At 69.9% G+C, this 23,606-nt stretch carries 22 protein-coding genes; 7 read left to right on the top strand and 15 right to left on the bottom strand.

Going from position 1 to position 23,606, the window contains the following annotated elements; all coding sequences use genetic code 11:
- Positions 1–3: 3 nt before the first annotated feature.
- Positions 4–2,253 (bottom strand): heavy metal translocating P-type ATPase, encoded by a 2,250-nt coding sequence (locus HHL11_RS15790; protein WP_169419300.1) that lies wholly within the window; start codon positions 2,251–2,253, stop codon positions 4–6.
- 103 nt (positions 2,254–2,356) lie between these two features.
- Between HHL11_RS15790 and HHL11_RS15785 the strand changes: the two genes are divergently transcribed.
- Together HHL11_RS15785 and HHL11_RS15780 are read left to right on the top strand one after the other, a co-directional pair.
- Entirely contained in the window at positions 2,357–2,800 is a 444-nt protein-coding gene (locus tag HHL11_RS15785) for a universal stress protein (protein WP_169419299.1), read from the top strand.
- Positions 2,797–3,219 (top strand): universal stress protein, encoded by a 423-nt coding sequence (locus HHL11_RS15780; RefSeq protein ID WP_169419298.1) that lies wholly within the window; start codon positions 2,797–2,799, stop codon positions 3,217–3,219. Before HHL11_RS15785 ends, HHL11_RS15780 begins: the two co-directional genes overlap by 4 nt.
- Before the next feature lie 6 nt (positions 3,220–3,225).
- Here HHL11_RS15780 and HHL11_RS15775 read toward each other — a convergent pair whose 3' ends face one another.
- From HHL11_RS15775 to HHL11_RS15765, 3 genes are all read right to left on the bottom strand, one after another.
- Complete coding sequence (locus HHL11_RS15775; protein ID WP_169419297.1) at positions 3,226–3,765, bottom strand: hemerythrin domain-containing protein; 540 nt, start codon at positions 3,763–3,765, stop codon at positions 3,226–3,228.
- A 159-nt stretch (positions 3,766–3,924) separates the two neighbouring features.
- Entirely contained in the window at positions 3,925–4,236 is a 312-nt protein-coding gene (locus HHL11_RS15770) for a hypothetical protein (RefSeq protein ID WP_169419296.1), read from the bottom strand.
- A complete protein-coding gene (locus HHL11_RS15765) occupies positions 4,236–5,834 on the bottom strand; it encodes a multicopper oxidase domain-containing protein (RefSeq protein ID WP_169419295.1) in 1,599 nt (532 codons plus the stop codon). The genes HHL11_RS15770 and HHL11_RS15765 overlap by 1 nt, the downstream gene beginning before the upstream one ends.
- A 136-nt stretch (positions 5,835–5,970) precedes the next feature.
- Here HHL11_RS15765 and HHL11_RS15760 point away from each other — a divergent pair, with 136 nt between their 5' ends.
- Positions 5,971–6,510 (top strand): hemerythrin domain-containing protein, encoded by a 540-nt coding sequence (locus tag HHL11_RS15760; protein WP_169419294.1) that lies wholly within the window; start codon positions 5,971–5,973, stop codon positions 6,508–6,510.
- A 139-nt stretch (positions 6,511–6,649) separates the two neighbouring features.
- Positions 6,650–7,162, top strand: a complete 513-nt coding sequence (locus HHL11_RS15755; RefSeq protein ID WP_169419293.1) for a hypothetical protein — start codon at positions 6,650–6,652, stop codon at positions 7,160–7,162.
- An 18-nt stretch (positions 7,163–7,180) separates the two neighbouring features.
- Here HHL11_RS15755 and HHL11_RS15750 read toward each other — a convergent pair whose 3' ends face one another.
- From HHL11_RS15750 to HHL11_RS15705, 10 genes are all read right to left on the bottom strand, one after another.
- Entirely contained in the window at positions 7,181–7,828 is a 648-nt protein-coding gene (locus HHL11_RS15750) for a DUF4130 domain-containing protein (RefSeq protein WP_169419292.1), read from the bottom strand.
- 89 nt (positions 7,829–7,917) lie between these two features.
- The gene (locus tag HHL11_RS15745; protein WP_169419291.1) at positions 7,918–11,136 is read right to left on the bottom strand and encodes a CheR family methyltransferase; all 3,219 of its coding nucleotides are present in this window, start codon (positions 11,134–11,136) and stop codon (positions 7,918–7,920) included.
- 23 nt (positions 11,137–11,159) lie between these two features.
- On the bottom strand, positions 11,160–12,191 hold the full coding sequence (locus HHL11_RS15740) for a chemotaxis protein CheB (RefSeq protein WP_169419290.1): 1,032 nt from the start codon (positions 12,189–12,191) through the stop codon (positions 11,160–11,162).
- A 40-nt stretch (positions 12,192–12,231) separates the two neighbouring features.
- A complete protein-coding gene (locus HHL11_RS15735) occupies positions 12,232–12,618 on the bottom strand; it encodes a hypothetical protein (RefSeq protein ID WP_169419289.1) in 387 nt (128 codons plus the stop codon).
- An 80-nt stretch (positions 12,619–12,698) separates the two neighbouring features.
- Positions 12,699–14,219, bottom strand: coding sequence for a malonate--CoA ligase (locus tag HHL11_RS15730; RefSeq protein ID WP_169419288.1), 1,521 nt, complete (start codon positions 14,217–14,219; stop codon positions 12,699–12,701).
- Positions 14,220–14,279: 60 nt separating this feature from the next.
- The gene (locus tag HHL11_RS15725) at positions 14,280–15,269 is read right to left on the bottom strand and encodes a Bug family tripartite tricarboxylate transporter substrate binding protein (protein WP_169419287.1); all 990 of its coding nucleotides are present in this window, start codon (positions 15,267–15,269) and stop codon (positions 14,280–14,282) included.
- A gap of 38 nt (positions 15,270–15,307) precedes the next feature.
- The gene (locus tag HHL11_RS15720) at positions 15,308–16,714 is read right to left on the bottom strand and encodes a malonyl-CoA decarboxylase (protein WP_169419286.1); all 1,407 of its coding nucleotides are present in this window, start codon (positions 16,712–16,714) and stop codon (positions 15,308–15,310) included.
- A 31-nt stretch (positions 16,715–16,745) separates the two neighbouring features.
- Positions 16,746–17,411 carry a GntR family transcriptional regulator gene (locus tag HHL11_RS15715; RefSeq protein ID WP_169419285.1) on the bottom strand — a complete coding sequence of 222 codons (666 nt, stop codon included), beginning with the start codon at positions 17,409–17,411 and terminating at the stop codon, positions 16,746–16,748.
- Between the two features lie 214 nt (positions 17,412–17,625).
- The gene (gene lgt / locus HHL11_RS15710) at positions 17,626–18,468 is read right to left on the bottom strand and encodes a prolipoprotein diacylglyceryl transferase (protein WP_169419284.1); all 843 of its coding nucleotides are present in this window, start codon (positions 18,466–18,468) and stop codon (positions 17,626–17,628) included.
- Positions 18,469–18,484: 16 nt separating this feature from the next.
- Complete coding sequence (locus HHL11_RS15705) at positions 18,485–19,444, bottom strand: LysR family transcriptional regulator (protein WP_169419283.1); 960 nt, start codon at positions 19,442–19,444, stop codon at positions 18,485–18,487.
- 87 nt (positions 19,445–19,531) lie between these two features.
- On the opposite strand from HHL11_RS15705, the gene ilvD reads away from it, so the two are divergent.
- Positions 19,532–21,229 carry a dihydroxy-acid dehydratase gene (gene ilvD, locus HHL11_RS15700; protein ID WP_169419282.1) on the top strand — a complete coding sequence of 566 codons (1,698 nt, stop codon included), beginning with the start codon at positions 19,532–19,534 and terminating at the stop codon, positions 21,227–21,229.
- Between the two features lie 180 nt (positions 21,230–21,409).
- On the top strand, positions 21,410–22,918 hold the full coding sequence (locus HHL11_RS15695; protein ID WP_169419281.1) for an FAD-dependent oxidoreductase: 1,509 nt from the start codon (positions 21,410–21,412) through the stop codon (positions 22,916–22,918).
- Between the two features lie 3 nt (positions 22,919–22,921).
- On the opposite strand, the gene HHL11_RS15690 is transcribed toward HHL11_RS15695, so the two are convergent.
- Positions 22,922–23,164, bottom strand: coding sequence for a TIGR04438 family Trp-rich protein (locus HHL11_RS15690; protein WP_169419280.1), 243 nt, complete (start codon positions 23,162–23,164; stop codon positions 22,922–22,924).
- A gap of 97 nt (positions 23,165–23,261) precedes the next feature.
- Between HHL11_RS15690 and HHL11_RS15685 the strand changes: the two genes are divergently transcribed.
- On the top strand, positions 23,262–23,570 hold the full coding sequence (locus HHL11_RS15685) for a c-type cytochrome (RefSeq protein ID WP_169419279.1): 309 nt from the start codon (positions 23,262–23,264) through the stop codon (positions 23,568–23,570).
- Positions 23,571–23,606 lie beyond the last annotated feature (36 nt).

The following is a 23,606-nucleotide window of genomic DNA, read 5'->3' as shown; positions in this document are numbered from 1 at the left end:
TTGTCATTGCGGGCTCGACCCGCAATCCATGCCCTGAACGACGCCCAATCGCGCCGCGTTCGCCACGACGAACAGCGAACTCGCCGCCATCCCCAGCCCCGCCAGCCACGGCGGCATCATTCCCGCCAGCGCCAGCGGCACGCACACCACGTTGTAGGCCGCGGCCCAGGCCAGGTTCTGGCGCACCACCGCGCGGGTGCGGCGGGCCTGCCGCAGCAGCTGCGGCAGCGGGTCCAGCCGGCCGCCCTGCACGATGAAATCGGCGCGCGCCTGCGCCACCGGCACACCCTGCCCCAGCGCCACCGACAGGTCGGCGCGGGCCAGCACGGGGCCGTCGTTCATGCCGTCGCCCACCATGGCCACGCGCCGGCCGGCGCGCTGCAGGCCGGCGACGCGATCGAGCTTGTCCTGCGGCGACTGGCCAGCGCGCCAGGCGGCGATGCCGGCGCGCTCGGCGAGCTGCTGCACGGCCTGCGGCTGGTCGCCGGAGAGGATCTCCACCTGCAGGCCCATGGCCTGCAAGGCCTGCACCGCTTCGCGGGCACCGGGGCGCAGCGCTTCTTCGAGCTGGAAGCTGGCGAGCCAGCCGTGTTCGTCGGCGAGATGCACGCCTGCCGGATCCTGGCTCCCGCAAAACTCCGCGGAACCCAGTCGCAGGACACGTCCGCCGACGCTGCCTTCCACGCCCTCGCCCGCCCGCTCCTGCACGTCGACCGCCTGTTCTCCACCCACCGCCGCCGCCGCGATCGCTCGCGACACCGGGTGCAGCGAATGCCTGGCTAGCGCCGCTGCCAACCGAAGCGCCTCGTCTTCGGAAACACCCGTGCGCACCCGCACCGCCCCCACCGCCATCCGGTCCAGGGTCAAGGTGCCCGTCTTGTCGAACACCACCGTGTCGATCGCCGCCCCGCTCTCCAGCGCCTCCAGCCCGCGCACCAGCACGCCGCGCCGCGCCAGCGCGCCGGCCGCGGCCAAGGTGGCCGCCGGGGTGGCGAGCGACAGCGCGCACGGGCAGGTGACGATCAGCACCGCCACGGCGACGGCCAGCGCATGGCTGGGACGCTGAGGCCACCACCACAGCGCCGCGCCCGCCGCGGCCAGCAGCACGCCGGCCAGGAAAGGTGACGCAATGCGGTCGGCCAGCCGCGCCATCGCCGGCTTCTCCACCGAAGCGCGCTCCATCAGCGCGGCGATCTCCGCATAGCGCGTGTCCGCGCCGGTGCGCTCCACGGCCACCACCAGCGAGCCGGCCAGGTTGTGGCTGCCCGCAACCACCGCGTCGCCGGCGGCGCGCGCGAGCGGCGTCGATTCGCCCGTCAGCAGCGCCTCGTCGACCTGGCTCCGGCCTTCCAGCACGCGGCCGTCGGCCGGGACCATCTCGCCGGCGCGCACGCGCACGCGGTCGCCCGCGCGCAGTTGCCGCACGGCCACCGTCTCGGTGCCGCCGTCGGCCAGCAGCCGCTCCACCGTCTCGGGCAGGCGCCGCAATAGCGCCTCCAGCGCGCCGGCCGTGCGATTGCGCAGGCGCTGCTCCAGCAGGCGGCCGGAGAGCAGGAAGAAGACGAACATCGTCACCGAGTCGTACCAGACCTCGCCGCCCAGGCCCGAGCGCGGGTCGAAGGTGGCGGAGGTGCTGGCGCCGAAGGCGATCGCGATGCCCAGCGCCACCGGCACGTCCATGCCGATGCGGCGCGCGCGCAGGTCGCGCCAGGCCGAGGCGAAGAAAGGCTGGCAGGAGAACAGCAGCACCGGCAGCGTCAGCAGCCAGGCCGCCCAGCGCAGCAGCGCCGCGACGTCGGGCGTCATCTCGCCGGGCCCGGCCAGGTAGGCGGGCACGGCGTACATCATCACCTGCATCATGCAGAAGCCGGCCACCAGCCAGCGCCACAGCAGCATGCGCTGGGCCTGGCGGCGCGGGGCTGCGGCGAGCTGGTCGCCGGCGGGCAGCGCGCCGTAGCCCGCGCGCTGCAGCGCGCGCAGCCACTGCGAGGGCCGGCCCTGCGCCGGCGTCCAGACGATGCGGGCGGTGGCGGCCGCGCCATTCACCTCCACGCTGCGCACGCCGGCACAGGGCGCCAGCGCCTGCTCGATCAGCAGCGAGCAGCCGGGGCAGTGGATGCCCTCGATGGCGAGGTAGGACTCCCAGCTTCCATCCGGCAGCGCGCGGCTGAAGGTTTCCCACTCGCTGCGCTCGTCCAGCATGCCCTGGCCCACCGCCTGGGCGGGGGTGACGGAGAGGGACGCAGCTTGCATGCGGCAAGGCTACGTCCGCGCTGCTGCGCCGCGGTTGACGTGGATCAAGCGCGACCGGCCTGCCCTCCCCCAAGCTAGACCCCACCATAAGCAAGGAGAAACAATGTACCAACGCATCCTGGTCCCCACCGACGGCTCCGCGCTGTCGAAGAAGGCCATCCAGAGCGCCGTGGAACTCGCCTCCCGCGTCGGCGCCGAAGTCGTGGCGCTGCACGTGGTGCCGCGCTACCCGGTGTCCTACTTCGAAGGCGCGATGACGGTCACCAACGCCGAAGTGAAGCGCATCGAGAAGGAATGGGCCGAGCGCGGCCAGGCCGTGGCCGAAGCCGTGAGCAAGGCCGCCGAGAAGGCCGGCGTCCGCGCCAAGGCGGTCACCGTCAAGTCCGACCTGGTGGCCGAGTCCATCCTCGCGGCCGCGCGCAAGCACAAGTGCGACCTGGTGGTGATGGCCTCGCACGGGCGCAAGGGCATCAAGCGCCTGCTCCTGGGCAGCGAGACGCAGCATGTGCTGACGCACGGCACCGTCCCCGTGCTGGTGCTGCGATGAAGATCCTCCTGGCTGCCGACGGCAGCAGCTACACGAAGAAGGCGCTGGCCTACCTGGTCAACCACGAGGAGCTCGCCGCCGGCGACGGCGAACTGGTCGTGCTGAACGTGCAGGCCCCAATGCCGCCGCGCGTGAAGAGCCTGGTCGGCGCGGCCGCGATCAAGGACTACCACCGCGAGGAAGCGGAGAAGGTGCTGAAACCCATCGACCGCTTCCTGCAGCGGCACGACTTCGCCTACCGCACCCGCTGGCTGGTGGGCCTGCCGGGGCCGGAGATCGTCCGCGCCGCGAAGAAGGAGAAGGCCCACCTGGTCGTCATGGGCACGCACGGCCTCGGCCTGCTGGGCCGCGCCCTGCTGGGCAGCGTGGCGCAGCACGTGCTGACCGACTGCGAGGTGCCGGTGCTGCTGGTGAAGTAACGGCGTTCAGGCGGCGATGCGCCGCCGCAGTTCCTGGAAGCGCTGCGCCGGCTCCGGCCCGAACAGCGGGTCGCGCACCGCCGGCGCCGCCTCCTTCACCGCCTGCCAGTCTTCGGCGGACAGGTGCTTCGCGGCCCGCGGCAGCACGTCCTCTTCCTCGCGGGCGATGTGGTTGCCGTAGTAGACCAGGTAGGTGGCGGCGGCCATCTCCACTTCGGCGCGCTGCACCACGCCGTCGGCCACCACGCTTTCCAGCATCTCGCGCAAGGCCTCGCCGGCATGCGCGATCACGCGGTGTTCCTGCTGCAGCCTTGCGATCGGCAGCGCGCGCTCCGGGCAATGGCGCAGCAGGCGCCGGAACGCCTCGTCCTCGCGCGGGTGGTGCGAGTGGTCGCCGTACTCGCGCAGGTAGGTGATGATGTCCAGCATGAGCTGGTAGTCGGGGCTACCGCCGGCATGGAAGACATCCATTTCGCGCTGCAACAGGGCCAGCAGCCGGTTGAAGTACGCGTGCTCCTGGTGCCACGCTGCGATCGGGTTGGCCATGGCGCTCTCCCATGCGGATTCAAGGTCCGTCCATGTTCGCGCAAGGGGCGCCAGAGCATGTTGACATCGCGCAAGCGGCCCTGCATCGGCCGCGGCGGCCTACTCGAAGCCCGTGACCACGCGCACGATCTGCACGCGCGCGCCGGCCGGCGCGCCCGCCTACAAGGCCAGCACCGCCTGCTGCGCCGAGGCCTGGCGCGTGTCCAGCGCGAAAGAGACCGCGGCCGGATCGGCCGCGTAGCGCACCGTCGCCGCCTCGACACCCCGCACCCGCGCGGCCAGGCGCTTCAGCCGGGCGGCATCCCAGGGCCCGGCGAGTTCGCAGTAGACCATCGCGCGTCCCGAGGCCGCGGCCCGTTGCGCGGTGGCGTAGTCGTAGGTGGCGGCGATCTTGTCTTCGGCGCAGGTGCCGCAGGCCAGCGCGGCGCCGGCGCCGGTGGCCAGCAGCAGGGCGATGCAGGTGCGGTTCATCACTTGTGCTCCATCTGTCCGCCGGGCATGGGCGCGGCCGATTTGGTGGCCGACGGAGGCAGGGCCTGCCCCGCGGTGGCGGCCTGCGGCTGCTGCGCGCCCTGCGGCTGCAGGTTGGCGTCGGCCCAGCGGAAGTAGGCCAGGTAGTCCTTGATTTCGGGGTCGCCGAGGCCCTGGTTCGGCATGGGCACCTTGTACTTGTCCAGCAAGGCCTTGGCGGTGGCGTCGGACTGCAGCATCTGCTCCGGCGACTTCAGCCAGCGCGTCAGCCAGCCCTCGTCATGCCGCTTCGTCACGCCGAACAGGTCAGGGCCGAGGCGGTCGCCGCCGCCGATGGTGTGGCAGGCCAGGCACTTCGATTCGAAGGCCAGCTTGCCCCGCTGCGCGGCCGGGTCGGTGGGCGCCGCGGTGGCGGGGATGTTGTGGTGCTCCGCGTCGCTGCCCGGCGGCGCCCCGGCCGCCAGCGTGCCGACCGCGCCCTGCGAGGCATTGGCGAAGTGGTGGTCGACGATCGCGTAGTTGCCCGCTTCCGGCACCTTGAATTCGACGATGGCGCCGCTGGAGGAGCCGAGCAGCACCGTCTGCATGCCGCGGAACTGGTTGTCCGGATTGCCGTCGATCCAGACGCGGTCGAAGATCGTCCCGACCACGTGGAAGCTCGAAGTGTTGGACGGCCCCACGTTCATCACGAACAGGCGCACCCGCTCGTTGGGCTTGGCCTGCAGCGGCGTCTCCACCAGCCCGTTGTAACGCCCGTTGAACACGGTGTAGGTCGGCGCCTTGGCGCGCACCCGGTCGGTGTCCAGCACCTGCAGCGGCACGCCGTCCACCTTGCGCTTGTCGGGGTCGGGCTTGGTATAGAACTCGCTCTGGATGATGGCGTACTCGCGGTCCACCTGGGTCGGGTAGCCGCCGCGCGGCTCGACGATCACCATCCCGTACATGCCCGAGGCGATGTGTTCCAGCACCATCGGCGTGCCGCAGTGGTACATGAAGACGCCCGGATAGTTGAGCGTGAACTCGAAGGAGATCGTCTGCCCCGGCGCGATCGAGCGGTACTTGTCGTTGGGCGCCACCATCGCCGCGTGGAAGTCCATCGAGTGCATCATCGGCGCGGCCGTCAGGCGCACGCCCGGCGCCGCCTCGTCCGAGCGGTTGGTCATGGTGAACTTGATGCGGTCGCCGACGCGGGCCCGCAGCACCGGCCCCGGCACCTGGTCGCCGAAGGTCCAGGCGCTGAATTTCACGCCGGGCGCGAGGTCGATGATCTTGTGCGTGGTGTCGAGGCGGATCTCCTTCACCGGCGCCGGGTCCAGCGGCTTCACCGCGGGCAGCGTGCTCAGCGCGCTGCCCAGCGAGAAGGTGCCGGTATGGCGCTCCGAGGTGACGACGGCCGCCGGCGCGCCGAAGACCATGTCTTTCTCGTCATAGGTCGGGTGCGAGGCGGCGGCGGGTGGTGGCGGCGGAGGAGGAGCGGAAGCCGCGACGGCCGCAGCGGGCGGCTGCGCCCTGTCGCATGCGCCCAGGACGCAAAGGCTTGCCAGCGCGGCGAGGACGACGCGCGCGAGCGCAGAATGCAGGTGCGAGAGCGCAGCCATGGAGACCTCCTCCTTGTCGAGCGCGAGTCTAGGGCGGCCATTCGCCGGCCGGAACTAGGGTTGCGGGAGTTTCAGTGAGCATCCGCTGCAGCGAGCCGCAGGTGTATTGCCGCAAATGCATCAGGAGCGCGAACCGATGAACCGCCCCAACCTGCTCCACGCGGGCCCTGCCGCCAGCTTCGACGAACCCTTCGAGATGCTGGCGGCCTGCCACGACCGGCTGCAGCGCATGCTGGCCCTGCTGGCGCGCCTGCGCGAGCACCTGCCGGCCCACGGTGCCGACGCCCAGGCGCGGCAGGCGGCCCACGACGTCATGCGCTACTTCGACCAGGCGGCGCCGCAGCACCACCGCGACGAGGAGCTGCACGTGTTCCCGCCGCTGCTGGCACAGGGCGATCCGGCGACGGTGGAACGGGTCCAGGCGTTGCAGCGCGACCACCGCCAAATGGAGGAGGCCTGGGAACGGGCGCGTACCGTGCTGGCGGCGATCGAGGGCGGCCAATTGCAGCAGCCGGATGCGGCCTCGAGGGTCGCCCTGGAGACGTTTTCCTCTCTGTACGGGGCCCATCTCGAGGCGGAGGAGCAGCTCGTTTTCCCGGCCGCGCGCCAGCTCCTGGACGCCGCCGCCATCCGGGAGATGGGCAGGGAGATGCGCCTCAGACGCGGCGCGGCGTGAAGCGTTTATCGTCCGCGGGCGACCGCTGACGAACGGAGGCAAGCACGATCGGCCCGGGCAACGCAAAATGGTGGCCCTCCCTCCACCCAATCGCGGAAGCCGCCCCTTGGACTCCTCGCCGCTTTTGACCATTGCGCTGGTGGCTGCCGCCGCCCTCCTGGTACCGCTGTGGGTGGTGCGCTCGCGCATCGTCAAGCAGGTGCAACGCCGGCGCAACGCGGCCTACCGGTTGATGGACTGCCTGAAGGCCTATTCGGCCTGGGTGGACTGGCACCGCGACGAGCCGCTGCTGCACCAGAACCCGGAGGAGCTCACCGTTCCCGCGGCGCTGGCGCAGGCCTGCCAGATCAAGGACGAATCGCTGCCGGAGCTGTCGGCGCTGATGGTCAAGCTGCTGCAGACGCACCGCGAGCTCATGCAGTACTTCTGGGAAGAGAACATCCTGCGCATGACGCAGGCGTCGCTGCGGCCGCACTATGCCGACCCGCGCTACCACCACCTGCGCGACCTGCAGGACGCGGCCCTGGACAGCCTGTTCATGCGCTGCCGGCAGTTGATCGGCGAGGACGACCTCACCTGGCACCGCACGCGCAGCGACTTCAGTTTTTCCTCGGGCTTGAACCTGCCGTCGCATCCGTCGACGCCGGGGTGATCGCCCCGAAGCGGCGAACTACAACAACCAGGGAACCGTCTCCAGCGCCTGTGGCCAGGCCGCCCAGCCCACCACCTGCGGCTGCCGGTCCGGCGGCACCGAAGGCGCGGTCAGCAGGTGTTCGCCGTCCCAGCGCAGGCTGCGGTCGGGCGTGAGGATCATCCAGCGCTTCGGGGGCTGCTGCCTGGCCAGCCAGCCGGCCACCGTCTCGGCGACGAAGTGCGTGGGCTCGTACCAGCAGACGCTGGCCGGCGCGCCACGCAGCACCAGCTCGTGGAACTCCATGCGCGCCTTCATCTTCTGGATGTCGCGCCGCACGGCCTGCGCCATCTGGCGCAGCCGGGCCAGGTCGACATCGGCGAAGTCGTGCTTCAGGTCGGGCTCGTAGATCAGACGCCAGAGCGAGCGGTACAGCAGGTCGAAGCGCAGCGGGTCGCGGTGCAACACCACGAGCTCGCTCGTGCGCACGAAGGACTGCGGGATGATCGCGCGGGCCGCGCGGTTGCGGATCTGGGCCCGGTCGGCGTCGAGCTGCTGCTCGTCCACCGTCTGCGCCGGGGACGCGCTCCAGTCCACCGTTTCCGGCGGGACCTGGCGGGCGAGCAGGCGCGTGGCTTCGCTATGGAAACCCGCAACGTCTACTTCGTCGGCCAACGGCACTTTCACGCAATGTCCCCAGGTTCGCGGAATGCATCTCATTGTGCGCCCGATGCGACTCTCGCGCGGCCGGCATTAACACTTTTTTAACTGCCTCGTCAGTCCTGGCCCTGGAGCAGGCGCGTGATCGCGTCCTGCAGCGGGATCGCGCCCCGGCGGATGCCTTCGGCCAGTTCCCTCTGGGCCGGGGTCAGCTCCTGCTGCTGCAGCAGCCGCTCGGCCCGCTTGCGGATGTCCTCGGCGGTCAGCTGCTGGTCGCGCAGCGCGCCCTGGGTCCGCTCCACGGTCTGGCGCAGCTTCTCGTCGCTGCTGCGCAGGGCTTCGGCGGCGGCCCGGGCCGCGGTGATGTCGCGCACGATCGCGGTGCTGGCCATCACCTTGCCGCCCGCATCGCGGATCGGCGAGACGGTGATGGACACGTGCACCTCGCTGCCGTCCTTGCGCGTGCGCACCGTCTCCAGGTTCTCCACGCGCTGGGGCACCACCACCCAATCGGCGGCGTCCTGGCGGGCGAGGATGGACAGCGGCTGGCCGATCGCGTCTTCCGCGGTGTAGCCGAAGATGCGCTCGGCGCCGGCGTTCCAGCTGAGGATGGTCTGGTCCAGCGAGAAGCTGACGATGCCGTCGGCGGTGGAGGTGACCACGGCGGACAGCCACAGCCGCACTTCCTCCGCCTGCTTGCGTTCGGTGATGTTGATGAAGGACAGCACCACGCCGGCGATGCGGTCCTCGATGGTGCGGTAAGGCAGCAGGCGCGCCAGGTACCAGCTGCCGTCGGTCTGGCCCACCTCGCGCTCCACCGGCACCAGCCGCTCCAGCACGCGCTGCTCATCGCTCCCCAGCTCGGGATACTGCAGCTGCGTGGTGAGGTCCGTCAGCGGCCGGCCCACGTCGGTGGGGATCAGGTTGAACAGGCTGACGGCCGAGGGCGTGTAGCGGGTGATGCGCAGCTCGCGGTCGAGGAACACCGTGGCGATCGCCGTGGCGTCCATGAGGTTGTGCATGTCGCTGTTGGCGTGGCCCAGCTCCTCCACCTTGCTCTTGAGCTCGTGGTTGACGGTGGTGAGCTCCTCGTTGATGGATTGCAGCTCCTCACGGCTGGTCTCCAGCTCCTCGGTCGCCGAGCGCAGCTCCTCGTTCATGGCCTGCAGCTCCTCGTTGCTGGCCATGAGCTCCTCGGTGGACACCTCGTACTGCTCCACGGTGTCGCGCAGGTGCGCCTTCAGGCGTTCCAGCTCGCGGTCCAGGTGCTGGGCCACCGGGTCGGGCGAAGGGCGGGCCGAGTCCGGCGCCGGCGGCCCCGCGTTCGGCGCCTGCTCCGTCAGCACCACCAGGAAAACGTCGGAAGCGATGTCGTTGGCGGGCGTCACCTGGATGCTGACCGGCACCGCGTTGCCATGCAGGTCCAGCGGCACCGCCGGCACCTGCACCGTCTGGTGCGACTGCGCGGCCTGGTACAGCGCCGCGCGCAGCTCGATGCGCAGCGCGGGCGGCACGGAGCGCAGCAGGTTGCGGGTCGGCTCGCCGCCGCCCAGGCGCAGGAAACGGCCGGCGGTCGGCGACAGGTGCACGATGTCGTACTCGGCGTCCACCAGGATGGAAGGCGGCGCGAGGTGTTCCAGCAGCCGCAAGTGCAGCTCGCCCCAGGAGGCGACGCGGCCGGTGTCATTGCCTCGGATCGGCCGCTGCGGCTGCGCGTTGAAGGCGGCGCCGGCGATCACCGGCCCTTCGCGCAGGTTCTGCTGCAGCTCCATCGCATGCGCCAGCGTGCCCGGGCCGGTGGGCACCGGCAGGCCGACGCGCGGCGTGGAGCGCTGGCCGTAGATGCGGTGCTTCTTGTCCAGGACGGAGAACAGCGCGCTGCCGTCCTCCACCGCCTCCGAGGAGCCCAGGAACAGCTTGCCGCCGGGCAGCAGGGCGAAGTGGAAGATGTCGAACACGCGCCGCTGCGCATCGCGCCCGAGGTAGATCAGCAGGTTGCGGCAGGTCACCAGGTCCAGCCGCGAGAACGGCGAGTCCTTCAGCACGTCGTGCACGGCGAACAGCACCATCTCGCGCAGTTCGCGCCGCACGCGGTAGCCGCGGTGCTCCTTGATGAAGAAGCGGCGCAGCCGCTCCTCGTTCACGTCGGCCTCGATCGCCGCCGGGTAGATGCCTTCGCGCGCGGCGGCGATGGCCTCGTCGTCGAGGTCGGTGGCGAACACCTGCACCTGCGGCGGCGCCTCCATGGTGCGGGCATGCTCGTTCAGCAGCATCGCCACGCTGTAGGCCTCCTCGCCGGTCGCGCAGGCGGTGACCCACACGCGCACCGCGTCGTTGGGACCCTTGCCCTCGAACAGCGCGGGAATGTGCGACTCCAGCGCCGCGAAGCAGCCGGCGTCGCGGAAGAAGTTGGTGACGGTGATCAGCAGGTCCTGCAGCAGCGCCGCCGGTTCGCCGGGCCGGGTGCGCAGGCAGTTGAGGTATTCCTGCAGGTTGCCCACGCTGTTGACCTGCATGCGCCGGCCGATGCGGCGCAGGATGGTGGCCCGCTTGTAGTGGGCGAAGTCACGCCCGGTGCGGGTCCGCAGCAGGGTCAGCACGTCGCGCAACGCCGTTTCGTCCTCGCCGGCGGGCCGGACCACCTCGCCCAGCTGCGGCCCATCCTCGGGCGGCAGCCGCAGCTCCGGCTCCAGCTTGAAGTAGGACAGCAGGCGCGCAGGAATGTCCTCCAGGGGCAGGATCCAGTCCACCATGCCGGTGCCGATGGCGGAGCGGGGCATCGCCTCGTGCTCGGCCTCGTCCGGATCCTGGGCCACCGTCAGGCCGCCGCGCTCCTTGATGCGCTTGAGGCCGATGCTGCCATCGGCGGTGCTGCCGGAGAGCACCACGGCCGCGGAATGCGCGCCATGCGTGTCGGCCAGGCTGCGCAGGAACAGGTCGATCACCATCCACCCGTGGGCGGCTTCGCCGTCGGTCAGCAGCACCGAGCCGTCGAGCGCGCGGGCGCCGCGTTGCGGCGGCACGAGGTAGACCGTGTTGGGCTCGATCCGGGTGCTGCGCTCCAGCGACACGACGGCCATCGGGGTCTTGCTGCGCACTTCGGCCAGCCAGGCCGGGGCGTCGCTCGCGAAGCCGGCGCCGTGGAACAGCACGACGCAGGCCATGCCGGGGGCCTTGGGCATGGCGCCGAGCAGGCGCAGCACGGCGTCCCGATCCGTTCCGGACGCGCCGATGCCGGCCACGGGCACGCTGCGGTAGCCGTGGCTGGGAACAGCGTCGTCGAGGCGGCTGCCAAGCAGTTCTTCTGCTTCGTCGGGCGTGTGGTCGCTGGTCATCCTTCCTCCAATGCTCAGCGGGATTATCGGGGCTCGGGCTGGTCCGCCGCCGCGGGCTCCTCGCCTTCGGCACCCACGGTCTCGGTGAAAGTCAGCAGCAGCCGCACCTGCTCGCGCAACTGCTCCGCGCGGCGCAGCGCGGCATCCGCCTGCCGCTGGTCGCCCGTGCCCAGCGCCACGGTGGCCATCCGCCGCAGCAGGATTTCGCGCTCCTGCAGCGCGCGGACGCTGCCCCGCAGCGCATGCTCGCCAGCCTCCGCCTGGGCATGCTCCAGGGAGCGGGCGCTGAAGGCGTGGCCGGTGTGGCAGCGATAGCGCAGCGGTTGGACGTCCTCGACTTCCCACAGCGCACCGCCGCAGTCCGGGCAGGTCAGCGAGGACGGGGTCGCGATCGAGGCGAGATTCTCCATCAGGTTCGCTCCGAGGTTGATGGCGACTTCGCGCTCGAGCGCCACGTCGCGCGGCGCCTCCCGGGGCGCCTCGTACTGCACCAGGCTGGCCAGCAGCGGGCCGATCCCGGCGACGGGCAGGCAATGGTCCACTTCGACGTGCTGCAACGCGCTCAGCGGCATGCTCGGCTCGCAGGCGGTGGCGGGATCCTCCACCACCGTGACGCCGCCGCGCCGCTTGATCGCGCCCAGGCCCGCCGTGCCGTCATCCAGCAGCCCGGTGAGGATGACCCCGATCGCGTGCGGCCCCCAATGGAGCGCCGCCGAGCGGAACAGCGGATCGATCGCCGGCCGGGTGTAGTTCTCGCGCGGGCCGCGCGTGAGGCGGATCGTGTCGCCGATCACCAGCATGTGGCAGTCGGGCGGCGCGATGAAGATCTTGCCTGGCTCCAGCCGCTGCCCGTCGTGCGCGTGCACCGCCGGCAGCGGGCCGCGCGCCTGGACCAGGGCGGGCAGGATGCTGATGTTCGCGCCCACGTGCTGGACCACGCACACCGGCGCCGGGAAGCCGCGCGGCAGGCTCCCAGCCAGTTGCAGCAGCGTGGAAACGCCGCCGGCGGAAGCGCCCACGACCACGAGGTAAGCGGGGGGCGCTGCGGGGACCATCGGCCCATTGTGCGCCGCGGGAGCCGCGCGCGGGGCCGTCTCAGGCCGACTGCCGGGGGCCGGGAGACCTGTCCTCGCGGCTGAGGAAGCGCAGGCACCGCTGTCGCAAGCCCTCGACGCAGGCGGCGTGGCGCTCGCGCACCTCGAACAGCAACGCGGCGTCGCCCTCGCCCTCGCGGAATCGCGCACGCCACAGGGAATGCACCAGTTCCGCGTGCGCGATGAGCAGTTCCACCCATTGCACGCTCAGTTGCGGCAGCGCCGAGCTGTACATGCGGATCTGCTCCACCTGGTCGCTGACGCTGCGATACAGCTCCATGTCAAGCCAGGTGTCGGCCATGCGGCCCGCGTCCTGCCCATAACGCTCGAGGGCCGCCGCGAGCTGGAACGCCATGGCGTCGATGGCGGGAGCGTGCGATGCGGGCATGCCCAGAGTGTAAGCAGTTGGTGCGGCGCCGTCGCTCCGGTCAACCACCTAAAAAACCACGAAGCCGCGTCGGCTGCCAGTCAGGCAAACAGCGCCTTGTGCTGCTCGCGCAGCACGTTCTTCTGCACCTTGCCCATGGTGTTGCGAGGGAGTTCCTGCATCACGAAACAGCGTTTCGGAATCTTGAAGTTCGCCAGCTGCGACTTCAGCGTCGCGATCAGTTGGTCGGCATCGACCTGCGCGCCGGCGCGGGGCACGACGATCACCACGCCGACCTCGCCGAAGTCCGGATGCGGAACGCCGACCACGGCGCTTTCGGCCACGCCCGGCAGCTCGTTGATGTAGCCCTCGATCTCCGCGGGGTAGACGTTGTAGCCGCCGCTGATGATCAGGTCCTTGCTGCGGCCCACGATGGTGACGTAGCCGTGCTCGTCCACCTTGCCGACGTCGCCGGTCCGGAAGAAGCCGTCGGCGGTGAACTCCTCCTGCGTCTTCTCCGGCATGCGCCAGTAGCCCTTGAAGACGCCGGGGCCCTGCACCTGGATGCCGCCGATCTCGCCGGTGGGGACGTCGTTGCCCTGGTCGTCGCGCACGCGCAGCTGCACGCCGGGCAGCGGGAAGCCCACGGTGCCGCCGCGGCGTTCGCCGAGCTTTTCGTCATAGGGATTGGACGTGAGCATGACCGTCTCGCTCATGCCGTAGCGCTCCAGGATGGTGTGCCCGGTGCGCTCCTTCCAGGCGGCGAAGGTCTCCAGCAGCAGCGGCGCCGAGCCGGAGACGAACAGGCGCATGTTGCGCGCCGCGACCGGGTTGAGCCGCGACTCCGCCAGCATGCGCACGTACAGCGTGGGCACGCCCATGAAGATGGTGGCGTCGTGGAAGCGCTCGATGGTCTTCTTCGGGTCGAACTTCGCGAACCAGATCATCTTGCTGCCATTGAGCAGCGCGCCGTGCAGCGCCACGAACAGGCCGTGCACGTGGAAGATGGGCAAGGCGTGGATCAGGACGTCGCCCTCGCGCCAACCCCAGTAGTCCTTGAGCGTCTGCGCGTTGGCCAGCAGGTTGCCGTGCGTGAGCATGGCGCCCTTGCTGCGGCCGGTGGTGCCGCTGGTGTAGAGGATGGCGGCCAGGTCGTCTGCGGCGCGCGCCGCGGTCTCGAAGTCGTCCGCGTGCTTCGCCGCGCGTTCCAGCAGCGAGCCGTTGCGCTCGTCGCCCAGCGTGAACACGTGGCGCGTGCCGGCCTGGAAGGCGATCTTGCTGACCCAGCCGAAGTTGGCGGGGCTGCAGACCACGACGGCGGGTTCGGCATTGCCGACGAAGTATTCGATCTCCGCCTTCTGGTAGGCGGTGTTCAGCGGCAGGAACACGTAGCCGGCCTGCAAGGTGGCCAGGTACAGCATGACCGCTTCCACCGACTTCTCCACCTGCACCGCGATGCGGGCACCCTCCTCCAGCTGCAGCGAGGCGAGCAGGTTGGCGATCATCGCCGTGCCGCGCTCCAGGTCGCGCCAGCTGTAGGCGAGCCCGGTGTCGGTTTCGATGGCCGTGGAGTCGAGGTCGGAGGGGAAGGCGGCGCGCAGGGCCGCGAAGAGATTGGACATGGGGAAATGCGGGAAGTGGGATGCGCGTGGCCGCGCACCCCGGGAGGATAGCGCAGGGGCTCAGTCGGCCTTCACGTTGGCGGTCTTCACCACCTCCGCCCAGCGCTTCACCTCGCCGTCGATGAAGGTGGCGAACTGCTGCTGCGTGAGGTCGGGGAACTCGGCGCCCTGCTGGAACCAGATGGCCTTGAGTTCGTCGGTATGGATCGCCTTGCGGACTTCGTCGGCCACGTGCTTCTGGATGTCGGCAGCCGTGCCCTTGGGCACCCAGATGCCGTACCAGGTGGTCACGGTGTAATCGGGCAGGCCCACTTCGGCGGCGCAGGGCACGTCCGGGAAGGCGGGGTTGCGCTTGTCGCCGGCGACCATCAGCGCGCGGATGCGGCCGCTCTTGATGTGGTTGGACGAGGAGCCCAGGCCGTCGAACATGATTTCGGCGTTGCCGGAAATCAGGTCCTGCAGCGCCGGGCCGGCGCCGCGATACGGGATGTGCGTGATGAAGGTCTTGGTCTGGATCTTGAACAGCTCGCCCGCCAGGTGGTGCGAGGTGCCGTTGCCGGCCGAGGCGTAGTTGTACTTGCCCGGGTTGGCGCGCAGCAGGGCGATGAGCTCCTTGATGTTCTTCGCCGGGATGCGCTGCGGGTTGACCACCACCACCTGCGGCACGCGGGCCACCAGCGTGATCGGGATCAGGTCCTTCTGCAGGTCGTAATCGAGCTTCGGGTAGATCGATGGCGCTATGGTGTGGTGCACCGCGCCCATGAACAGGTTGTAGCCGTCGGGCGCCGCGCGCGCCGCCAGCGAGGCGCCGACCGTGCCGCCCGCGCCGCCGCGGTTGTCGATGATCAGCTGCTTGCCGGTCTGCTTGGTGAACTGCGCGCCCAGCGGACGGGCGAAGGCATCGGTGCCGCCGCCGGCCGGGAAGGGCACGATCATCGTGACCGGCTTGGTCGGCCAGGCGGTTTGCGCCTGGGCGAAGGGGCTGCAGGCGGCGGCGCCGGCGGCGGCCGCGCGCAGGACGTCGCGGCGGGTCAGATAGGGGCGGTTCATCTCCATCGACTCCTCTGTTGTGCTGATTCGGAAAACAGTCAAACGTACAGGTCCGCGACGGCGCCTGCCATCGGGATTTGTCCCTGCGCGAGCAGTGTCCGGTGCTTGTCCAGCCGTTTCAAGTCGTAGAGGTAGTTCACCATCAATCCGTACGACTGCTTGATGCCTTTTGGCGACGGATCGCCCGCCCAGTTCAGCCGCTCGACGCGGGCGCCGTTCCCCAGGTGGAAGCGCGCCACCGGGTCCAGCGGCTTGCCGTCCTGCAACTCCTGGCCCAGGTAGCGTGCAGCCCAGCCCAGGAGCTCCTGGCGTTCGGGCGACTTGGCGGCCAGCCCGAGGGGCTGCTCCCACTGGGCCAGCTTCTCCGCCGGCGCGTTCTTCGCCAGCCAGGCGCGCAGGCCGGGGATGGGCGACAGGGTGGCGAAGCACTTCAGCCGCGGCAGTTCCTCTTTCAGCTGCTCCACGACCCGCTTGATCAGCGAGTCGCCGAAGCTCACGCCGCGCAGCCCGGTCTGGGTGTTGCTGATGGAGTAGAAGATGGCGGTGGTGCTGCGCTCGGCGTCGGCCGCCGCGGCCGCCTCGTCCAGCAGCGGCGTGATGCAGTCGGACATGCTGTCGGTGAGCGCCACTTCCACGAAGATCAGCGGCTCGCCCTCGAGCTTGGGGTGGAAGAAGCCGTAGCAGCGGCGGTCGCCCTCGTCCAGCCGGTTCTTCAGGTCCGACCAGCTGCGGATGTCGTGCACCGCCTCGTACTTGATCAGCTTTTCCAGCAGCGAGGCCGGCGAGTCCCAGGACAGGCGGCGCAATTCGAGGAAGGCGACGTCGAACCAGGTGGAGAACAAAGTTTCCAGTTCGGCGTCCAGCGGCAGCAGGCGCTTGTCCTGCTTCAGGTGCGGCAGCAGCTCCGCCCGCAGGTCCACCAGGAAGCGCATGCCGGAAGGGATGGCGGCGAAACGTTGCAGCAGCCGCGTGCGCGGCGACACCAGAGCGCGGCGCCAGCGGATCTCCGCCGCGCCCTCTTCCGTCTTGCCCTGCATCGCCTCGAAGTGCTCGCGGGCGGCCTGCAGCTTCTTGGGATCGGGGCCGAAGTGTTCGCTCATGAGGAGCCAGCAGTCGCGCCGCTCCTCCGCCGTCGCCGTGCGGTACCACTCGGCGAAAGCCTTGGCGCGGCGGCCGCCCTCGACCTCGCTCAGGCGCGGGTCCACCACCGCCTGCAGTTCGGCCAGCGCGCGCCGCAGCACGCGCGGCGACAGTGCTTCCTGGCCGCGCCGCAACGTGGCTTGCAGGCGCTCGCGGGTGCTGCGCGCGGCGGGCGCGCCGGCCACGGCCGCCACGCCGGCGGCGGCCCGCGGCCGGCCTTCGCGCGGCGCAGCCGCCGAGGGCTTTTCGAAGCCCGGACGCCACAGCGACGCACGTTTCGCAATCCAGTCGACCGGAATCACCATGGAACGACCCTCCCAGGAGTGGATGACCTCTTCATGCGAGCCTCGAACGCTGGGCCCGCGCCAGTTCGCGCAGCGCCTCGCGCTGCCGCGTCAGGTGGGTGCGCATGGCGGCGTCGGCGCCCTCGGCGTCGCGCGCCTTCAGTGCGGCGAACACGGCCAGGTGTTCGGACAGGCTCTGCTCCAGCCGGCCCGGCGCGTGCAGCTGCTGCAGGCGCGCGAGCTTGACGATCTTGCGCAGGTCGGCGATGACGCCGGCCAGCCAGCGGTTGCCGGCCAGCGCGATGATGGCTTCGTGGATGGCGAAGTTGGTGACGTAGTACTCGTTGATGCGCTTCGCCTTGGCCTGCTTCTGCAGCTTCTGGTGCATGGCGTCGAGCGTCTCGAGATCGGCGTCACTGGCGTGCTGGGCGGCCTCGAAGGCGCAGCGGCCTTCCAGCAGCGCCAGCACCGGGAAGATCTCGTCGAGGTCCTGCTCGGTGACCTCGTTGACGAAGCAGCCGCGGCGCGGCTCGTGCCGCACCAGGCCTTCGGCCGTGAGGACCTTGAGCGCCTCGCGCAGCGGCGTGCGCGAGATCTTCAGCTGCTCGGCGAGCTGCACCTCGTCCAGGAAGCTGCCCGGCGCCAGCTCGCCCGCAAAGATGCGCTCGCGCAGCTGCGCGGCAACCTCGTCGTGCATGGAGTTGTGGACCAGGCGCATGGGCAGGCTCCTGTAATTACGCGTAATTATGACAGAGGCTGTGAAGGCTGTGGCAAGAACTTCCGGAACGCGAAGGGCGCAAAAGTGCGCAAAAGCCGCAAAAGAACTTCCAAAGTCCTCCTGGATTTTCCTTTTGCGTCCTTTGCGTTTTCTTTGCGCCCTTTGCGTTCGGAAGTCCGGCTGTCCGGCTGTCCGGAAGTCCGCTTGTCCCGGCCTAAGCCCGGCGAACCGGAGCGACCGGGCGGCCGGGTTCGCTACGCGTCTCGGCCCAGACCCACAGCAGCACGCCGCCGACGATCATGGGGATGCACAGCCACTGCCCCATCGTCATGTGCAGCGCCAGCACGCCGAGGAAGGAGTCCGGTTCGCGGAAGTATTCCGCCGTGAAGCGCGCCGCGCCGTAGCCCACCAGGAAGGCCGCCGACACCTGCGCTTCCTTGCGCTGCTTGCGGGCATAGAGCCACAGCAGCACGAACAGCACCACGCCTTCCAGCAACACCTCGTACAGCTGCGAGGGATGCCGCGGCTGCATGGTGCCGCTTTGCGGGAACACCATCGCCCACGGCAGCGAAGGGTCGGCCGGCCGGCCCCACAGTTCGCCGTTGATGAAGTTGCCGATGCGCCCGCAAGCCAGGCCCAGCGGCACGCAGGGCGCGACCAGGTCCATCACCTGCCAGAACGGCTTGTGGCGCGAACGGGCGAACCAGACCTGCGACAGGATCACCCCCAGCAGGCCGCCGTGGAAGCTCATGCCGCCCTGCCAGACGAAGAAGATCTGCAGCGGGTTGGCCAGGTAGTAGTCCGGCTTGTAGAACAGGCAGTAGCCCAGGCGGCCGCCGATGACGGTGCCCAGCACGCCCAGGAACAGCATGTCCTCGATGTCCTTGCGGCTCCAGGCGCCGGGCCCCTGCACCGAGCGGAAGGGCTCGTGCTGCAGGCGCAGGTGGGCCAGCCACAGGAACAGGCCGAAGGCCACGAGGTAGGTGATCCCGTACCAGTGGATGGCGACGGGGCCGAGCTGCAACGCGACCGGATCGATCTTGGGGTGGGTGAGCATGGGCGGCTATTGTGGCTTAGCCGTAGGACAGTTTTTTGTAGGCTGGGTTCGCGAAAGCGGCCCCAGCGGGCGAGACCTCCTTCGCGACGAAGGCGACAAAGCGCTCGAGCACCGGCGAAACCTCGCCCCAGACCAGCGTCGTCTCGCAGCCGGGCACGCTGGCGGCCTGCTTGCCGCCCAGCTGGCGGTAGACGACGCCGCTGCGCTGGAACTCGCGCACGCTTTCCGGCACCCAGGCCAGCCCGAGCCCGGCGGAGACCAGGTTGACGATGGTCTGCATCTGGATCGCCTCCTGCGCGATGCGCGGCTCGCGGCCGGCCGCGTGGTACATGCCCAGGATGGCATCGTGCAGCGAAGGCACGATGCGGCGCGGGAAGATCACCAGCGGCTCCTGCAGCACCGTCGCCAGCGCCAGGCGCGGCGCGCCAGCCAGCGGATGCGCCTCCGGCAGCGCCAGCACCAGCGGCTCGCGCGCGACCGCCAGGTGGTGCAGGCCCGCCGGCGCGAAGCCGGGCGAATGCAGCATGAAGCCGGCGTCGATGTCGCCGCGCGCCAGTGCTTCCAGTTGCAGGTCCCCCGTGGATTCGATCAGTTCCATCTGCACCTGCGGCTGCTGCGCCCGCCAGCGGCGCAGCCACTGCGGCAGCTGCGAGAAGCCGACCGTGGAGACGAAAGCCAGGCGCAGCCGCCCGGTCTCGCCCGCGGCGGCGGCGCGCGCCTGCGCGGGCAGCGCCTGCGCGCGCGCCAGCAGTTCGCGCGCGGGCGCCAGCAGCGCGGCACCAGCCGGCGTCAGTTCGACGCTGCGCTTGCTGCGTTCGAACAGGCGCACCGCCAGCAGCCGCTCCAGCTGCGCGATGGCCTGCGTCAGCGGCGGCTGCGTCATGTGCAGGCGCCGGGCCGCGCGGCCGAAGTGCAGCTCCTCGGCCACCGCGAGGAACTGGCGCCACAGCCGCAGTTCGACCAGGGGTTCGCTCATATGCCGGGCATATTAATCGCCCCGGGAAAATGGATTGGAAAGAATCAGCCGCCAGAGGCATACTCGGCGCCTTCCCGGAGCACCACCATGGACAAGAAGACCATCCCCATCCAGCCGCTGCGCAGCGACAACATCACGCAGGGCAAGTCCCGCGCCCCGAACCGCTCCATGTTCTACGGCATGGGCTACAAGGAAACCGACTTCGGCAAGCCCATGGTGGGCGTGGCCAACGGCCACAGCACCATCACGCCCTGCAACTCGGGCCTGCAGAAGCTGGCCGACGCCGCGGTGCGCGGCATCGAGGAAGCCGGCGGCAACCCGCAGATCTTCGGCGTGCCGACCATCAGCGACGGCATGGCCATGGGCACCGAAGGCATGAAGTACTCGCTGGTCAGCCGCGAAGTCATCGCCGACTGCATCGAGACCTGCGTGCAGGGCCAGTGGATGGACGGCGTGGTCGTCGTCGGCGGCTGCGACAAGAACATGCCGGGCGGCATGATGGGCATGCTTCGCGCCAACGTGCCGGCCATCTACGTCTACGGCGGGACCATCCTGCCCGGCAAGTGGAAGGGCGAGGACCTGAACATCGTCAGCGTGTTCGAGGCCGTGGGCCAGAACGCCGCCGGCAAGATCAGCGACCAGGAGCTGAAGGACATCGAGCAGCACGCCATCCCCGGCACCGGCAGCTGCGGCGGCATGTACACCGCCAACACGATGTCTTCCGCCTTCGAGGCGATGGGCATGTCCCTGCCCTACTCCTCCACCATGGCCAACCCGCACGACGAGAAGCAGAACTCGGCGCTGGAGTCGGCCCAGGTGCTGATGGAAGCGATCAAGAAGGACCTGAAGCCACGCGACATCGTCACGCGCAAGGCCATCGAGAACGCCGTGGCGGTGATCATGGCCACCGGCGGTTCGACCAACGCGGTGCTGCACTTCCTGGCCATCGCGCATGCGGCCGAAGTGGAGTTCACCATCGAGGACTTCGAGGCGATCCGAAAGAAGACGCCAGTGCTGTGCGACCTGAAGCCCTCGGGCAAGTACCTGGCCGTCGACCTGCACGAAGCAGGCGGCATCCCGCAGGTGATGAAGGTCCTGCTGAAGGCCGGCCTGCTGCACGGCGACTGCCTCACCATCACCGGCAAGACCATTGCGGAAACGCTGGCCGACGTGCCCGATGCGCCGCGCGCCGACCAGGACGTGATCCGCCCCATCGGCGCCCCGATGTACAAGGAAGGCCACCTGGCCATCCTGAAGGGCAATCTGTCGCCCGAAGGCGCGGTCGCCAAGATCACCGGCCTGAAGAACCCGGTCATCACCGGCCCGGCCCGCGTGTTCGACGACGAGCAGTCGGCGCTGCAGGCCATTCTCGACGGCAAGATCCAGGCCGGCGACGTGATGGTGCTGCGCTACCTGGGCCCCAAGGGCGGCCCGGGCATGCCCGAGATGCTGGCGCCCACCGGCGCGCTGATCGGCGCGGGCCTCGGTGAGAGCGTGGGCCTGATCACCGACGGCCGCTTCTCGGGCGGCACCTGGGGCATGGTGGTCGGCCACGTGGCGCCGGAAGCGGCGGCCGGCGGCAACATCGCGCTGGTGCACGAAGGCGACTCGATCACCATCGACGCCCACAAGCTGCTGCTGGAGCTGAACGTGCCGGAAGCCGAGCTCGCCCAGCGCAAGGCCGCGTGGAAGGCGCCCGCGCCGCGCTACACCCGCGGCGTGCAAGCCAAGTTCGCGTTCAACGCGGGCAGCGCCAGCAAGGGCGCGGTTCTCGACAGCTTCTGAAATCGGACAGCCGGACGCAAAGGACGCGAAAGTACGCAAAAACCGCAAAAGGATTTTGGATTTCCTTTTGCGACCTTTGCGGGACCTTTGCGACTTTTGCGTCCGGCAGTTTGTCGTCTGCGTCCTACGGAGAGGGTCGCAGCGGGTACCTAGCATGAGGTGTTTCGAAGGGAGCACCTCATGGACACGCTCTCCGTCTGGCGCGGCACCGCTGCGCCCTCCGGCTTCGCGCCGCTCGCCGGGCCGCAGACGGCCGACGTGCTGGTCATCGGCGGCGGCATCACCGGCCTGACGCTCGCGCTGCTGCTGGCCGAACAGGGACGCCAGGTCGTGCTGCTGGAAGCCGGCACCCTCGGCTGCGGCGCCACCGGCAACTCCACCGGCAACCTCTACGAGACGCTCGCGACCGGCTTCCACGCGGTGGCCGACCACTGGGGCGCCGACGTCGCGCGGCAGGTGCGGGCCGAACGCCGCGCCGCCGTCGATTTCATCAGCCAGCGCTGCGACACCCTGCCCGACGCCAGCCTGCGCGCCTGCCCGCTGTACCTGTACGCGCAGGAGCCGCGGCAGCAGGCCTTCGTCGACAGGGAGATCGCGGCGCTGGCGGCCGCCGGCGCGCGCGCCGAGCGCGTGCGCGTGGTGCCCGCCGGCCTGCCGGCGCCGCAAGGCGACGTGCTGCTGCTGCACGACCAGGCGCAGTTCCAGCCGCAGGCCTACCTCGTGGGCCTGGCGCGCCTGGCCGCCGCGGCCGGCGCACAGCTGCACGAGCAATCGCGCGTGATCGAACTGGACCCGAAGACCCGCGTGGCCATCACCGACGGAGGCTTCGTGCGGGCCCAGGAGATCGTGATGGCGACCCACACGCCCAAGGGCGTGCACCTGGTGCAGGCCGAGATGCCCGTGCACCGCGAGTACGCGATCGCACTGGCCCTGCCCGCGGGTGCCAGCGCCGACCCGGGCCCCGGCACCTTCTGGTGGCATGGCGACGAGCGCCTGTCGATGCGCACGCTGGACGCCAGCGGCCGCCGCTACCTGGTGTGCGCCGGCCAGCAGCAGAAGGTGGGCATCCACAACGCCAGGGCCTCGCTGCTCGCGCTGGAAGCCCTGGCGCACAGGCAGTTCGGCGCGCTGCCGGTGACGCATCGCTGGTCGGCGCAGAACTATCGCGGCGCGGACCACCTGCCCTACATCGGCCGCAACCAGGCGGGCTGCTTCATCGCGACGGGCTTTGCCACCGACGGCCTCATTTGGGGCACGGTCGCCGCGCGGCTCATTGCAGACGAACTGCAAGGGCACAAGCCGGCGTTCGCGGACGTGCTGAAGCCCAACCGGCTCTCGCCCGTGAAGGGCGCCAGGAACATCCTCGAGGAGAACGTGACGGTGGTGAAGCAGCTGGTGAAGGACTACCTCACCAGCCGCCAGGAGGAGAAGCTGTCGCAGCTGGCGCCCGGCGACAGCGCCATCATCGAGGTCGAAGGCGAAAGCTTCGCGGCCTGGCGCTCACCGGAGGGCGAGCTGTTCGCGGTGTCCAACGTCTGCCCGCACCTGGGTTGCAAGGTGCACTGGAACAGCGTGGAAACGAGCTGGGACTGCCCCTGCCACGGCAGCCGCTTCCGGCCGGACGGCAGGGTGATCGAGGGGCCGGCGCTCACCGGGCTGGAGCGCAAGCACCCGGACTCGATCGGCTGAACCTTACTTGCGCTTCTTGGGGCCCATGCCCAGGTCGGCACGGGAGCGGTCGATGCGGGCCTGGCGGCGCTCGTTCTCGCGTTCGACCGCCTTGCGCTTGGTGTAGCCGGTCATGTCGGCCCAGGTCCACCACGCCGCCGCCAGCGCGAACGGCGACAGCACCACCCACCACGGCCAGATGGCGACGGGGCCGATCTCGAGATATTTCATCAGCAGCAAAACAATCCCGATACCGAGCAGATACATTCGTCCTCCAACAATTGTCCAGGCGCAAGGAGCGGGTCAACCCCGCTCCCTACAATACCGTTGAAAGCACTGTAACCCAACCCGAAGAGGTCCCCGAATGATCAAACGAGCCCTGTTGGCGCTGGCTGCCCTGGCGGCGGTGTCGGCTCCGGCCCTGGCCGACCAGGCCCTGGCGACGGCCAAGAACTGCATGGCCTGCCACGCCATCGACAAGAAGCTGGTCGGCCCCGCCTACAAGGACGTGGCGGCCAAGTACGCGGGGCAGAAGGACGCGGTGGACAAGCTGGCCAACAAGATCATGAAGGGCGGCTCCGGTGTCTGGGGCCCGGTGCCCATGCCGGCCAACTCGCAGGTGAACGAAGCCGAGGCGAAGAAGCTCGCGGCCTGGGTGCTGAGCCAGAAATAAGGTAAAGCCGCAGTAAAGAAAAAGCCCGCTCTCGCG

The sequence above is a fragment of the Ramlibacter agri genome, from assembly GCF_012927085.1.
Classification (GTDB): domain Bacteria; phylum Pseudomonadota; class Gammaproteobacteria; order Burkholderiales; family Burkholderiaceae_C; genus Ramlibacter; species Ramlibacter agri.
Note: the sequence above shows the minus strand (reverse complement) of the source record. Positions and strands in the feature narration are given on the sequence as shown.